This is a genomic window from Xanthomonas sp. JL1, from assembly GCF_038405005.1.
On record NZ_JBBYGR010000006.1, the window covers coordinates 1 to 12,952 of the forward strand.

The 12,952-nt window shown below is 62.9% G+C and carries 13 protein-coding genes and 3 pseudogenes; 4 read left to right on the forward strand and 12 right to left on the reverse strand.

The window, feature by feature from the left end; translation table 11 throughout:
* Positions 1 to 172: pseudogene (locus WJW29_RS01030) on the forward strand (IS1595 family transposase); the annotation flags it as partial.
* Between the two features lie 17 nt (positions 173 to 189).
* On the opposite strand, the pseudogene WJW29_RS01035 reads toward WJW29_RS01030, so the two are convergent.
* Positions 190 to 363 (reverse strand): annotated as a pseudogene (locus WJW29_RS01035) (transposase); the annotation flags it as partial.
* 48 nt (positions 364 to 411) lie between these two features.
* Here WJW29_RS01035 and WJW29_RS01040 point away from each other — a divergent pair.
* Positions 412 to 570: pseudogene (locus WJW29_RS01040) on the forward strand (ATP-binding protein); the annotation flags it as partial.
* Between the two features lie 327 nt (positions 571 to 897).
* Here WJW29_RS01040 and glmU read toward each other — a convergent pair.
* The gene (glmU, locus tag WJW29_RS01045) at positions 898 to 2,262 is read right to left on the reverse strand and encodes a bifunctional UDP-N-acetylglucosamine diphosphorylase/glucosamine-1-phosphate N-acetyltransferase GlmU (protein WP_011407581.1); all 1,365 of its coding nucleotides are present in this window, start codon (positions 2,260 to 2,262) and stop codon (positions 898 to 900) included.
* 144 nt (positions 2,263 to 2,406) lie between these two features.
* Between glmU and WJW29_RS01050 the strand changes: the two genes are divergently transcribed.
* Positions 2,407 to 2,790, forward strand: coding sequence for a GtrA family protein (locus WJW29_RS01050; protein WP_011407580.1), 384 nt, complete (start codon positions 2,407 to 2,409; stop codon positions 2,788 to 2,790).
* Between the two features lie 522 nt (positions 2,791 to 3,312).
* Here the strand turns inward: WJW29_RS01050 and WJW29_RS01055 are convergent.
* From WJW29_RS01055 to WJW29_RS01100, 10 genes are all read right to left on the reverse strand, one after another.
* On the reverse strand, positions 3,313 to 3,882 hold the full coding sequence (locus WJW29_RS01055) for a chorismate mutase (RefSeq protein WP_011407578.1): 570 nt from the start codon (positions 3,880 to 3,882) through the stop codon (positions 3,313 to 3,315).
* Positions 3,883 to 4,113: 231 nt separating this feature from the next.
* Complete coding sequence (locus WJW29_RS01060; protein WP_011407577.1) at positions 4,114 to 4,536, reverse strand: F0F1 ATP synthase subunit epsilon; 423 nt, start codon at positions 4,534 to 4,536, stop codon at positions 4,114 to 4,116.
* Between the two features lie 143 nt (positions 4,537 to 4,679).
* On the reverse strand, positions 4,680 to 6,086 hold the full coding sequence (atpD, locus tag WJW29_RS01065; RefSeq protein WP_011257625.1) for a F0F1 ATP synthase subunit beta: 1,407 nt from the start codon (positions 6,084 to 6,086) through the stop codon (positions 4,680 to 4,682).
* A 144-nt stretch (positions 6,087 to 6,230) separates the two neighbouring features.
* Positions 6,231 to 7,094: a F0F1 ATP synthase subunit gamma gene (gene atpG, locus WJW29_RS01070; protein ID WP_011257624.1), complete on the reverse strand. Its 864-nt coding sequence runs from the start codon at positions 7,092 to 7,094 to the stop codon at positions 6,231 to 6,233.
* A gap of 193 nt (positions 7,095 to 7,287) precedes the next feature.
* Complete coding sequence (gene atpA, locus WJW29_RS01075; RefSeq protein ID WP_011257623.1) at positions 7,288 to 8,835, reverse strand: F0F1 ATP synthase subunit alpha; 1,548 nt, start codon at positions 8,833 to 8,835, stop codon at positions 7,288 to 7,290.
* A gap of 47 nt (positions 8,836 to 8,882) precedes the next feature.
* On the reverse strand, positions 8,883 to 9,410 hold the full coding sequence (locus WJW29_RS01080; protein WP_011257622.1) for a F0F1 ATP synthase subunit delta: 528 nt from the start codon (positions 9,408 to 9,410) through the stop codon (positions 8,883 to 8,885).
* A 3-nt stretch (positions 9,411 to 9,413) separates the two neighbouring features.
* Positions 9,414 to 9,884, reverse strand: a complete 471-nt coding sequence (locus WJW29_RS01085; RefSeq protein ID WP_011257621.1) for a F0F1 ATP synthase subunit B — start codon at positions 9,882 to 9,884, stop codon at positions 9,414 to 9,416.
* A 114-nt stretch (positions 9,885 to 9,998) separates the two neighbouring features.
* Positions 9,999 to 10,301, reverse strand: coding sequence for a F0F1 ATP synthase subunit C (atpE, locus tag WJW29_RS01090; protein ID WP_011257620.1), 303 nt, complete (start codon positions 10,299 to 10,301; stop codon positions 9,999 to 10,001).
* A gap of 72 nt (positions 10,302 to 10,373) precedes the next feature.
* On the reverse strand, positions 10,374 to 11,174 hold the full coding sequence (gene atpB, locus WJW29_RS01095; protein WP_011257619.1) for a F0F1 ATP synthase subunit A: 801 nt from the start codon (positions 11,172 to 11,174) through the stop codon (positions 10,374 to 10,376).
* Positions 11,175 to 11,199: 25 nt separating this feature from the next.
* The gene (locus tag WJW29_RS01100) at positions 11,200 to 11,565 is read right to left on the reverse strand and encodes a hypothetical protein (protein ID WP_011407576.1); all 366 of its coding nucleotides are present in this window, start codon (positions 11,563 to 11,565) and stop codon (positions 11,200 to 11,202) included.
* Between the two features lie 532 nt (positions 11,566 to 12,097).
* Here WJW29_RS01100 and WJW29_RS01105 point away from each other — a divergent pair.
* Positions 12,098 to 12,910 (forward strand): hypothetical protein, encoded by an 813-nt coding sequence (locus WJW29_RS01105; protein WP_011257617.1) that lies wholly within the window; start codon positions 12,098 to 12,100, stop codon positions 12,908 to 12,910.
* Positions 12,911 to 12,952 lie beyond the last annotated feature (42 nt).

A 12,952-nucleotide genomic window follows, 5' to 3' on the forward strand; every position in this document is an offset into this window, starting at 1 on the left:
ATTCGCCAAATACGCCCAGCGCTACCTGGCAGAGACGATGTGGCGGTTCAACCGCCGTTTCGATCTGACCCGGCTGGTGCCCGGCTTGCTGGCCGCCGCAGCCGCCAGCAAGCCGTGGTCCGAGCGGGCCCTGCGTGATGTCACCATGTTCACCGCTGAAAGTGCGTGCTAATCAGGACGGTTAATGCACGTGTACACCGTATGCCAGTTGCCAAAGCGCTCGGGCAGACCGCGCCATTTGCAGCCATGCTCTGCGACGTAAAGAAGGGCGTTGACTACCTGCAGGTTGGTCATGCTGACATTGCCGCGTTGCAAAGGTAGGCAATGCTCGATGAGTGCAAATTGTGCTGGCGTGATCTCCATGCCCAATAGTTTAATCGCTCGAGACATTAATGTTAACAGGCCCTAGATAACGCACTGATGCCGTTCTCTTCGACCAAGCGCAATGGCACCGGCCTTGGCCTCGCACTTACCCGCGAAATTGCCGAAGCGCATGGCGGCCGCATCTGGCTGCACAACCGCGAACACGGCGGATTGTGCGTGACCTTGCTGTTGCCGTTGGCGGCGTGAAAGCAGCAAGGCGCTCAGGACGGAATAACGCTTGGGATCCATGCAACCCAGGCGCTGCATCAGACCGCCGGTAGCGGACGCGCGTCGCGCACGTCGTCGCAGCGCCCCGGGGTGCGATCGGCGTTACCGCGGGAATGCCTGTCGCGCCCAGGTGCGCTCCTACACGTTCGATGCGTTGCGGCGCTGCACCGGCGGCTGAGCCACACAGGGCACGCCAGCCGCCTCGACGCGCCGAGAACGGCGGAACTGTCGCGCGCTTGGATGGGTCGCGCCGCCAAGCGCCATCAGCGCCAGAGCGGCGCTGTTCTCTGCGATGCAGCGTGCAGCCTATTTCTTGGTCGGCCGTTCCCAGCCTTCGATCACGGTCTGCCGCGCACGCGTCACCGTGAGCTGGCCCGCCGGTGCATCGCGCGTGACAACCGACCCGGCACCGATGGTGGAGTTGGCGCCAATTTCGATCGGCGCCACCAACGCGCTGTTGGAGCCGACAAACGCGCCATCGCCGATGGTGGTCTGCGACTTGTTCACTCCGTCGTAGTTGCAGGTGATGGTGCCGGCACCGATGTTGACCTTGCTGCCGATCACCGCATCGCCCAAGTAGGTCAGATGGTTGGCCTTGCTGTCGACGCCCATGGTGACCTTCTTGGTCTCCACGAAATTGCCGATATGCACGCCATCGGCCAACACGGTGCCCGGGCGCAGCCGCGCGAACGGGCCGATCTGCACCGCGCCTTCGGTAATCACGCCTTCCAGGTCGCTGTGCGCACGCACCTGCGTGCCGGCACCGAGCGTGACATCGCGCAGCCGCACGAACGGGCCGATCACCACGTCATCGCCCAGCGTCACCTCGCCTTCCAGGATCACATCGATATCCAGCTGCACATCGCGACCCACCTGCACGCTGCCACGCTGCTCCACACGCGCCGGGTCGGCCATGCGCACGCCCTGCAGGGACAGCGCGCGCGCAGCGCGCAGCTGCCATGCGCGTTCGAGCTGGGCGAGTTGCCACGGGTCGTTGGCACCCTCCACGTCCTGCGGGTCGGCCACATGCACCATGTCGGCCGGTGTGAAATCGGCAGCGGCGCTGGCGAACACATCGGTGAGATAGAACTCGCCCTGCGCATTGTCGTTGGACAAGCCACCCAACCAGCGGCGCAGTGCGGTGGATTCGGCGGTGAGGATGCCGGTATTGATGGTGCGGATGCGGCGCTGTTCGTCGTTGGCGTCCTTCTGCTCGACGATGGCGGCCACCTTGCCTTCCGCATCGCGCAGGATGCGTCCATAGCCGGTGGGATTGGCCAGTTCGGCCACCAACACCGCCATGCGGCCCGGTGCATGCAGCAACTGCAACAGGCTTTCGCTGCGGATCAGCGGCACATCGCCGTACAACACGAGCACCCTCGCCGCGTCGGGAATCGCAGGCATCGCTTGCTGCACGGCATGTCCGGTGCCCAGCTGCTCGCGCTGCGCGGCCCACTGCAGATCGCTTTGATCGGCAAAGGCGGCCTGCACCTGATCGCTGCCGTGCCCGTACACGATATGGATCGCCGCCGGCTGCAGCTGCCGCGCGGTGGCGATCACGTGCGCCAGCATCGGCTGGCCCGCCAGCGGCTGCAGCACTTTGGGCAGGGACGAGCGCATGCGCTTGCCCTCGCCCGCGGCCAGGATCACAACGTGCAGGGGCAGAGTCATCAAGACATTCCAGGCATATAGATGGCTAAATTCTAGTCGCTGCACCCCGTCGCGTCGTTGCCCGGATGCAGTGTTGGTCTGCGATAACGGCGTTTGCGCCTCACTGCCGCTAGGATAGGCGCCCCTTTCCTCGCTGCAGCACGCATGAGTCTGTTCCGCCAAGGCAGCCAGTTCATGATGATCGGCGCCCTGCAGCTGGCGGTGGATTGCAGCATTTTCATTGCCGCCACCGCCGCAGGCATGCCCGCGGTGCCAGCCAATCTGCTGGGGCGCATCGGCGGCGCCATGCTCGGCTTCTGGCTCAATGGCCGCTACACCTTCGCCCAGCAGGGCAATGCGCGGCTGGGTTGGCAACGCTTCCGCCGCTTCGCGCTGATGTGGCTGTTGCTCAGCGTGATCAGCACCTGGCTGCTCTCGACTACGGTGGATCTGCTCGGCCTACGCCAGGCGTGGCTGGCAAAACCGCTGGTCGAAGGCGGCTTGGCGATCGTGTCGTTCTTCCTGGGCCGGCATGTGGTGTACCGCTGATCGGGGCATGCGCACACAGCCAGCGGTTGTTCGGCTGTCTGGCGACATGACGCCGAGTGGAGCACCGCTTGCGCGCAGATATGCCGCAGCGGAGTAACTGCATCGTCTCACGTGCTGATCGGTCGCAAGTCCGTCTTTGTAAGCTCTGACGCGGCATCCATACCGCGCAAGGTCCTGTGCCGGTAGGCGGGCAAGTGCCAGTCGAGTTGGCTGGTGTACATGGCTTTCAGTCAAGCAGCCGGCAACTTTGTATGTGGTGTCCTCGCTGATTGCGGGACGATTGGCGGCATGGATACCGCCATCGAGCCCCCAAGGACGGTTTTACGGTGTGTCCCGCGAGCGGTGAGGACACCGCGCCTTCGACACACCCAGCATTTGATGCGGACGTCTGACTGCATTCACCAAGATGCGGCCGACAACACCAGCGCACGCACCACTGGGAGAGCGCTTATCCGTTTTGTCAGCCGCTCTGAACAGCACGACGGCGAGTGGCGCATCGCAGACCGGTTCGACCGCGCTGGATCAGTGGCAAAAATCGCCCAGGCCGCGCACCAGTGCTGCATGATGCAGTGCATCCAGCTGCCACTGCTTTGCGTAATGCGATGCCGCACGCGCCGTGCTGGCGGGGCAGTCGGGCGCGCTGCGCGCCGATGCCACATCGGCCAGCGCATCGAGCAGTTCGCCCTGCAGTTGATCCAGGCGTGTGCGCAGCGCGGCGAGATCCGGACGTGCGGTGTCCGGCGCACGTCCGCGCTCGTGCCAACGGTTCAACAGCGCGTACTGCACCGACTTGTTGGCTTCGATTTGCTGGCCAAAGAAGCGCGCCGCGTCGTCGGCATCTAGCCCGTGCGCTGGCGCCTGATCGCGCACCCTTTGCAACACCGCCGCCTCGCGCGCCTGATCCAGCACCGGCTTGCCGCTGTCCCACTTGCTCAGCGCCACTGCATCGCCGATGGCATTGCGCTGCACGATGCGGTCCATCAACAGATCCAGCGGCGGCTGGCTGCGCGCCGGCAATGCGCACCCCAGCAGTCCGGCGGCCAACAGGCCGGTCACTATGTAAGCGCGAATGCCATCGATCGAGCGGGCCATACAGGTTCCTCAACGTACCTGGATCACTTTGCCATGCACCACTGCCGGGCAGCGCTGCGCCAAGGCACGCAGTGTGCCTACCACAGGCCACGGTCGATTCGCGGACCCGCAGACGCATCTCCAAAAACGAAAACGCCGACACGATGGTCGGCGTTTCCGACGTTCTCTTCTGCAGATGAACTTGCAGCTGCTGGCAATGCATGCCCACCCATCGGGCCGGCATGCAACCGCTTAGTGCTTGAGGTTGCGACGCAAGCGCTCCAGTGCCTGCAATTGCACCGTGGCCTCGGTCAGCCGACGCTGCGCCTCGGCCACGTCCACCGTGTTGCCACGGTTGGCCAGCAGCCGCTCGGCCTCTTCCTTGACCTTGCGCACGGCCGCCTCTTCGATGTCCTGCGCACGCACCGCGGTGTCGACCAGGATGGTCACCACCTGCGGCTGCACTTCCAGGATGCCGCCGGAAATAGCGAAATCCAGATGTTCGCCATTGGCGGTGGTCACCACCACCTTGCCCGGCTTCAGGCGCGTGATCAGCGGCGCGTGCTTGGGCGCAATACCCAACTCGCCCAGCTCGCCGGTGGCCACGACCAGCGTCGCCTCACCGTGGAAGATTTCCTTCTCGGCGCTGACGATGTCGCAACGGATAGTGCTCATGCTGCCTCACTCTGTGAGGCGGGGATTGGGGATTCGGGATTCGGGATTCGCAACCGCAGCTTTCACTGTGGTCACTTACCTCGTTTCCGCTCCCCAATTACCGCCGTACCTAATCCCAAATCCCCAATGCCAAATTCCGGCTCTTACGCCTTGGCGCTCATCTTGTTGGCTTTCTCGACGGCTTCTTCGATGCTGCCGACCATGTAGAACGCCTGCTCCGGTAGGTGGTCGTATTCGCCGTCGCAGATCGCCTTGAAGCCGCGGATGGTGTCCTTCAGCGAGACGTACTTGCCCGGGGAGCCGGTGAACACTTCGGCCACGTGGAAGGGCTGGCTGAAGAAGCGCTCGATCTTGCGTGCGCGCGACACCGACTGCTTGTCTTCTTCGCTCAGCTCGTCCATGCCCAGGATGGCGATGATGTCCTTCAGTTCCTTGTACTTCTGCAAGGTCTGCTGGACGCGCTGGGCGGTGTCGTAATGCTCGTGGCCGATCACCAGCGGGTCCATCTGGCGGCTGGTGGAGTCCAGCGGATCCACAGCCGGGTAGATACCCAGCGAAGCGATGTTACGGCTCAGCGTGACGGTCGAGTCCAAGTGGGCGAAGGTGGTCGCCGGCGACGGGTCGGTCAGGTCGTCCGCAGGCACGTACACGGCCTGGATCGAGGTGATCGAACCGCTCTTGGTCGAGGTGATGCGTTCCTGCAGCACGCCCATTTCTTCGGCCAGAGTGGGCTGGTAACCCACGGCCGACGGCATACGGCCGAGCAGCGCGGACACTTCGGTACCGGCCAGCGTGTAGCGGTAAATGTTGTCCACGAACAGCAGCACGTCCTTGCCCTTGCCGTTGGCGTCCTTCTCGTCGCGGAAGTACTCGGCCATGGTCAGGCCGGTCAGCGCAACGCGCAGACGGTTGCCCGGCGGCTCGTTCATCTGGCCGTACACCATCGCGACCTTGTCCAGAACGTTGGAGTCCTTCATCTCGTGGTAGAAGTCGTTGCCCTCGCGGGTACGCTCGCCCACGCCGGCGAACACGGACAAGCCGCTGTGCGCCTTGGCGATGTTGTTGATCAGTTCCATCATGTTGACGGTCTTGCCGACGCCGGCGCCGCCGAACAGGCCGACCTTGCCGCCCTTGGCGAACGGGCACATCAGGTCGATGACCTTGATGCCGGTTTCCAGCAATTCGGTGCTGGAGGACTGGTCTTCGTACGACGGTGCGCCGCGATGGATTTCCCAATGGTCCGACGCCTGCACGTCGCCGGCTTCGTCGATCGGACGACCCAGCACGTCCATGATGCGGCCCAGCGTACCGGCACCGACCGGCACCGAGATGGCGCGCTCGGTGTTGGTGGCCAGCAGGTTGCGCTTCAAGCCGTCGGTGGAGCCGAGCGCAATCGTGCGCACGACGCCGTCGCCGAGCTGCTGCTGCACTTCCAGGGTGATTTCGGTGCCTTCGACCTTCAGCGCGTGATACACCTTCGGCACTTCATTGCGCGGGAATTCGACGTCGACGACCGCGCCGATGATCTGAACGATCTTGCCCTGACTCATTTTGCTGCTCCGGTTAGCTTTGTTCTGTCCGAGTGGCCGATGCCATCTCGTGGAATTTTGTGATTTGGGATTCGTGAGTGGGGATTCGCAAGGGCGCAATTCGCTGCGCTCCAACCAATCCCGAATCCCCAATCCCGGCGGTACTTATACGGCGGCCGCGCCGCTGACGATTTCCGAAATCTCCTGGGTAATCGCCGCCTGACGTGCCTTGTTGTAGACCAGTTGCAAGGTGCCGATCATCTTGTTGGCGTTGTCGCTGGCGGCCTTCATCGCCACCATGCGCGCGGCATGTTCGGACGCCACGTTTTCCAGCACGGCCTGGTACACCAGCGACTCGATGTAACGCGTCATCACGTGCTCCAGCACGCTGGCGGCATCGGGTTCGTACAGGTAATCCCAATCGTGGTGCGCCACCTTGTGCTCGGCGGCAGGCAGCGGCAGCAGCTGATCGAAGCTGGCCTTCTGCGTCATCGTGTTCACGAAGCGGTTGTAGACCAGATACACGCGGTCGACCTTGCCTTCGATGAAGGCATCGATCATCACCTTGATCACACCGATCAGCTGTTCGACCTGCGGGCTATCGCCCAGGTGGGTCACGCTACCGACCATGTTGACCTTGATGCGACGGAAGAACGCCGACGCCTTCTGGCCGATGGTCACCACGTCGATCTCAGCGCCTGTGCCCTGCCAGGGGCGCACTTCGCCCAGCATCTTGCGGAACAGGTTGTTGTTCAAACCGCCGGCCAGGCCGCGGTCGGAAGAGATCACGATGTAGCCGACCCGCTTGACCTGCTCACGCTCGATCAGGAACGGGTGCTGGAAATCGGTGCTGGCCTGCGCCAGATGGCCGATCACCTGCTTCATCGCCTGCGCATACGGACGCGAGGTCTTCATGCGCTCCTGCGCCTTGCGGATCTTGGAGGCCGAGACCATTTCGAGCGCGCGCGTCACCTTGCGGGTGTTCTGCACGCTCTTGATCTTGGTTTTGATTTCGCGTCCGCCTGCCATACTCGCTCGCTTCGCTCGCTTAGTGGGATTCGGGAATCGGGATTCGGGATTGGCTAACGCCTCCCTACCTCACCGCTTCCGAGAACCCCGGATGCCTAACGTCTGGGAAACAGAAGCGGGGCTGGGCATCAGCCAACGCCCCGAACCACCGCTTCTGCAAATTCCGAATGCCCAATCCCGAATCCCGGCGCCCTTACCAGGTGCCCGTGGTCTTGAACTCTTGGATGCCCTTCTTGAAGCTGGCTTCGATGTCGTTGTCCCAACCGCCGGTGCTGTTGATCTTGGAGACCAGTTCGCCCTGGGTGTTGGCGAAGTGCGCGTGCAGGCCTTCTTCGAACGCCAGCAGCTTGTTGACCGGCACGTCGTCGAGGTAACCCTCGTTGACGGCGTAGATCGACAGCGCCTGGTTGGCGATGGACATCGGCGCGTACTGCTTCTGCTTCATCAGTTCGGTGACGCGCTGACCGCGCTCGAGCTGCTTGCGGGTGGCTTCGTCCAGGTCCGAGGCGAACTGCGCGAACGCCGCCAGCTCGCGGTACTGCGCCAGCGAGATACGGATGCCGCCGGACAGCTTCTTGATGATCTTGGTCTGGGCTGCACCACCGACGCGCGACACCGAAATACCGGCGTTCACGGCCGGGCGGATACCGGCGTTGAACAGGTCGGTTTCCAGGAATATCTGGCCGTCGGTGATCGAGATCACGTTGGTCGGCACGAACGCGGACACATCGCCGGCCTGCGTTTCGATGATCGGCAGCGCGGTCAGCGAACCGGTCTTGCCGGTCACCGCACCGTTGGTGAACTTCTCCACGTAGTCCTCGGACACGCGCGCTGCACGCTCCAGCAGGCGGGAGTGCAGATAGAACACGTCGCCCGGATAGGCTTCGCGACCCGGCGGACGCTTGAGCAGCAGCGAGATCTGGCGGTAGGCCACAGCCTGCTTGGACAGATCGTCGTACACGATCAGCGCGTCTTCGCCGCGGTCCATGAAGTATTCGCCCATGGTGCAACCGGCGTACGGACTGATGTACTGCATCGCGGCCGATTCGGACGCGGTCGCAGCCACCACCACGGTGTGCGCCAGCGCGCCGTTTTCTTCCAGCTTGCGCACGATGTTGGCAACGGTCGAGGCCTTCTGACCGATCGCCACGTACACGCACTTGATACCGGTGCCCTTCTGGTTGATCACCGCATCGATCGCCAACGCGGTCTTGCCGGTCTGACGGTCGCCGATGACCAACTCACGCTGGCCACGGCCGATCGGGATCATCGCATCGACCGACTTGTAACCGGTCTGCACCGGCTGGTCGACCGACTTACGCCAGATCACGCCGGGCGCAACGCGCTCCACCGGTGCGGTCTGGGTGGCGCCCAGCGGACCCTTGCCGTCGATCGGCTCGCCCAGTGCGTTGACCACGCGACCCAGCAGTTCCGGACCCACCGGCACTTCCAGGATGCGGCCGGTGGTCTTGGCCACGTCGCCTTCGCGCAGGTTTTCGTAATCGCCCAGCACCACGGCGCCGACCGAATCGCGCTCCAGGTTCAGTGCCAGCGCGAAGGTGTTGTTCGGCAGTTCGATCATTTCGCCCTGCATCACGTCGGCCAGGCCGAAGATGCGCACGATGCCGTCGGACACGCTGGTCACGGAGCCTTCGTTGCGCGACTCTGCGGACAGCTTGACCGCTTCGATGCGGGTCTTGATCAGGTCGCTGATTTCGGAGGGGTTGAGCGTGGTTGCCATCGTTCAGTCCTAGGTGCCGGCCGCGGGGGCCGTGCGTTTATGTGAATTCAGTGGGCGAGCGAGCTTTGCAGACGCGCAAGCTTGCCCTTCAGCGAGCCGTCGATGACCACGTCGCCGGTGTCGATCACCGCGCCGCCGATCAGCGACGCATCGACTGCGGTGGTGATATCCACGTCGCGGCCGAAGCGCTTCTTCAGAGCAGCAGCGATCGTGTCCAGTTCGGTCTGGCTCATGGCAGCGGCCGAGGTCACCGTCGCCTTGACGACATGTTCGGCCTCGGCACGCAGGTGTTCGTACAAGCCTGCCACTTCCGGCAGCAGCGACAGCCGCTGCGCATCGGCAAGCACGCCGAGGAAACGCAGATAGTCCTCGCCCGCCTGCGGCGGCGCCAGCAGCGTCACTGCCTGTTCCTGGCCCAGGGCCGGGTTGAGCAGCAATGCGGCCACGCGCGGGTCGCCGGCCACCTGCGCCGAAAACGCCAGCGCATCGGACCAGGGCGCGAATGTGCCGCCCTCACGCGCGATCGCAAACGCGGCACGGCCGTAGGGACGGGCAAGGGTGAGGGCCTGACTCATCGCTTAAATCTCCGCCGCCAGCTCGTCGAGCAGCGCCTTGTGGGCGTTGGCGTCGATTTCGCGCTTGAGCAGCTTTTCTGCACCGCTGACGGCCAGCACCGAGACCTGCTTGCGCAGCTCCTCGCGGGCACGCGTGGCGGATGCGTCGATTTCGGTCTGCGCCAGTTCTTTCTGACGGTTGGCTTCGGCAATTGCCTCCAGCTTGGCCGCTTCGATGATCTGGTTGGCGCGCGCATGGGCCTGATCGATGATTTCGTTGGCCTTGGTGCGGGCGTCCTTCAGTACTTCATTGACCTTTTCCTGTGCCTGCGCCAGATCCTTCTGACTCCGATCGGCCGCAGCCAGACCTTCAGCGATCTTTTGCTGACGCTCTTCGATCGCCTGCAGCAGCGGCGGCCAGATTTTGGTCGCGACGATCCAGATCAGACCGGCGAAGGCCAGCGCCTGGGCAAAGATGGTAAGGGTGATATCCATGGGTCGCTCAATCGCTGTTTAGGGGTGAAAGCGCCACCGCACGGGCGGCACTTTCCGACCTTCATCCGCGGATGCAACCGCTGAGGGCTGCATCCACATCCTGCTACCGCTGGATCAGCCGGCAGCCTGCGACAGACGCTCGATGAACACCTGGGCCAGCGGGTTGGCGAAGGCGAACAGCAGGCCGACAGCGACGCTGATGATGAACGCCGCGTCGATCAGGCCTGCGGTGATGAACATACGCACCTGCAGCACCGGGATCAGTTCCGGCTGGCGCGCAGCCGATTCCAGGAACTTGCCAGCCATGATGGCCAGACCGAGGCCGGCACCCAGCGCGGCCAGGCCGATCATGATGCCGACGGCGAGGACGGTGGAGCTCTGGACTTGAGCGAGGTTGGTCAGGACGGCGAGGTTCATGGTGATCTCCGAACGAAAGTTTCTAAGGGTGATGGATGAAGCGGAATGAAGCAGATGAAGGGTGACGCAAACTCAGTGGCTGTCTTCGGCCAGGCTCAGATACACGATCGACAGCATCATGAAAATGAAGGCCTGCAGCGGAATCACCAGCAGGTGGAACAGCATCCAGCCAAGGCCGAATACGCCGCCAGCGACCATGCCGGCGATGCCCGCACCGCCCAGCACCCAGATCAGCAGGAAGACGATCTCGCCGCCGAACATGTTGCCGAACAGTCGCATCGCCAACGAAATCGGCTTGCTCAGCCACTCGACGATGTTCAAAAGCAGGTTGAACGGCATCATCCATTTGCCGAACGGCGCCGTGAGGAATTCCTTGGTCATGCCGCCCACGCCCTTGGAGCGCAGCGAGAACACGATCATCAGGAAGAACACGCTGATCGACATGCCCAAGGTGGCATTGACGTCGGCAGTGGGCACCGGCTTCCAGGCGTGCACGCCGACCCAGCTCAGCGGGATGGCGATGAAATCGGCCGGGATCATCTTGATGAGGTTCATCAACAGGATCCAGAAGAAGATGGTGATCGCGATCGGCGTCACCAGCTTGCTGCTGCCGTGATAGGTGTCCTTGGCCTGGCGGTCGACGAACTCCAGGCAGATTTCCACGAACGCCTGCCACTTGCCTGGTACGCCGGAGGTGGCATTCCGGGTCGCCGTCCAGAACGCCAGGACCATGACCAACCCCATCAACACCGCCATGATCAGGGTGTCGAGGTGGATGGTCCAAAACGTGCCGCCACCATCGCGAACCGGAAGGATCAGGTTGTGCAAGTGATGCTGGATATAGGAGGTAGGTGTTGCTGCCTCGCCCGCCATGTGTCCGGAGCCCTTTAAGTTCGAATCAGCGTCTGGCCAGAGCCAGAACCTGAAAAATCAGCCCGATGGCGATACCTGCCAACAAAGCCAGAGGAGGCAGCCGCCACAGGCCGAAGCCGAGCGCCAGCGCCACGAAAACCAACACCCACTTCAGCACCATCGCCAGAATCAGCCGCACCATGGCGATGCCGGCTGTCTGGATACCGCCACCTAGCGCGGTACGTGCCGCAACCCAACCGCCCAGCACCGTTGCAAATCCGGTCAATGCCAGACCTGCAGAGTAACCGGGACCGACCAACAGCAACCCCAGACTGGTTATAGCTACGGCGGCAAGCGGATATACCGCAGCGCGCAGCATCAACCGCCGACCCGCGTCAACGGAGTTCAGCACTACGGTTACCTTACGTGTGAATGAGTGGGAAGCGCAGTTGCGCCTCGTCGAGCCGCGAAAGTATAGCAATGGGACAAATTGCGAGACAACCGGCAGAGGTCATCGGTTGCTGCGATGCACCACGTGGTTGCTGCCACGAAGGGTGGGAACTTTGCCACAAACCGATGGTCAGAACTGGCGGCGCCTGCACATCCTCGTCGAAAGGTATCGCCGCAGGCCGCGTCTAGGAGCCCTGGGAGACCGGGGCTCCTGCTTTTTGTAAGCATTTTGTGCATCCCACGACCTTCCCATTGGCGGTCCTCCAATCGATACGCCGCTTGGCCGACTCTGCATGACGTTGGCGTTGGCGCCTGCGAGGGCATGCGACTCGACTAAAGGATGAGAGCGCCGCAAAGCGGACCGTTTTGTCCGATTGCTATGACTGCTTTCACGGTGACTGGACAGTTCTTTCACTTTTGAGAGACGCCGTCTTATCGAACATGCGCGGCGCAGGCCGAACTGCCTGACCATTCTTAAGAATTCGGAGCCCCCCATGAAACACCTGCTCGCACTGGCCATTCCGTGCGTCCTGGCTGCCGCGTATGCCGCGCCCGCGCATGCCGAAGACACCGATGACCGCTTCCAGATTCGTCTGGGCGCGATGAATGTCGACAACGACAACACCATCCGCGGCAACACGTTGCTGGCTGGCAACGATGTGTCGGTCAACGAAGACTTCAAGCTGGGCGGCAAGGAATGGGAGCCGCGCGTGGATGGCGTGTTCCGTATCAGCACCCGTCAGCGCCTGATCTTCGACTACTTCAAGTACGACAAGGATCGCCGCGAGACCCTGACCCAGGATCTGAGCGCCGGTGGCGTCACCGTGCCGTCGGGCAGCTTCATCAAGGGCGAGCTGAAGTATCAGGTTGCGACCTTTCTGTACGACTACTCGGTGGTCGACTCGCCGGAATTCAGCCTGGGCCTGCAGATCGGTGCCGAGTACGCCAAGGTCCAAGCCAATGCGTATGCCGACCTGGGGAGCATGTTCACCGGCAATGTCGTGGACGAAAGCGACGACGGCGCTGCGCCGGTCGTCGGTATCCGCTTTACGGCGCGTCCGAGCGAACACTGGCTGTTCAACGTGCAGGGCCAGTACCTCAACACCAGCTGGGGCGACTTCAGCCACTACGACGGCGACCTGAGCCGCGCCAACGCGATTGCCGAATACCGCTTCACCAAGAACTTCGGCATTTTTGCCGGCTACGACTGGTTCAAGCTGGACGTCGACAAGAGCAGCAGCGATGGCCTGATCGGCCTGAAGCAGGAGTTCAAGGGGCCGGTGGCAGGCGTGACGTTCGCGTTCTGATTCTTTCCGGTCCCGGGGCACGGGATCCGAAAAGCAGCTTCA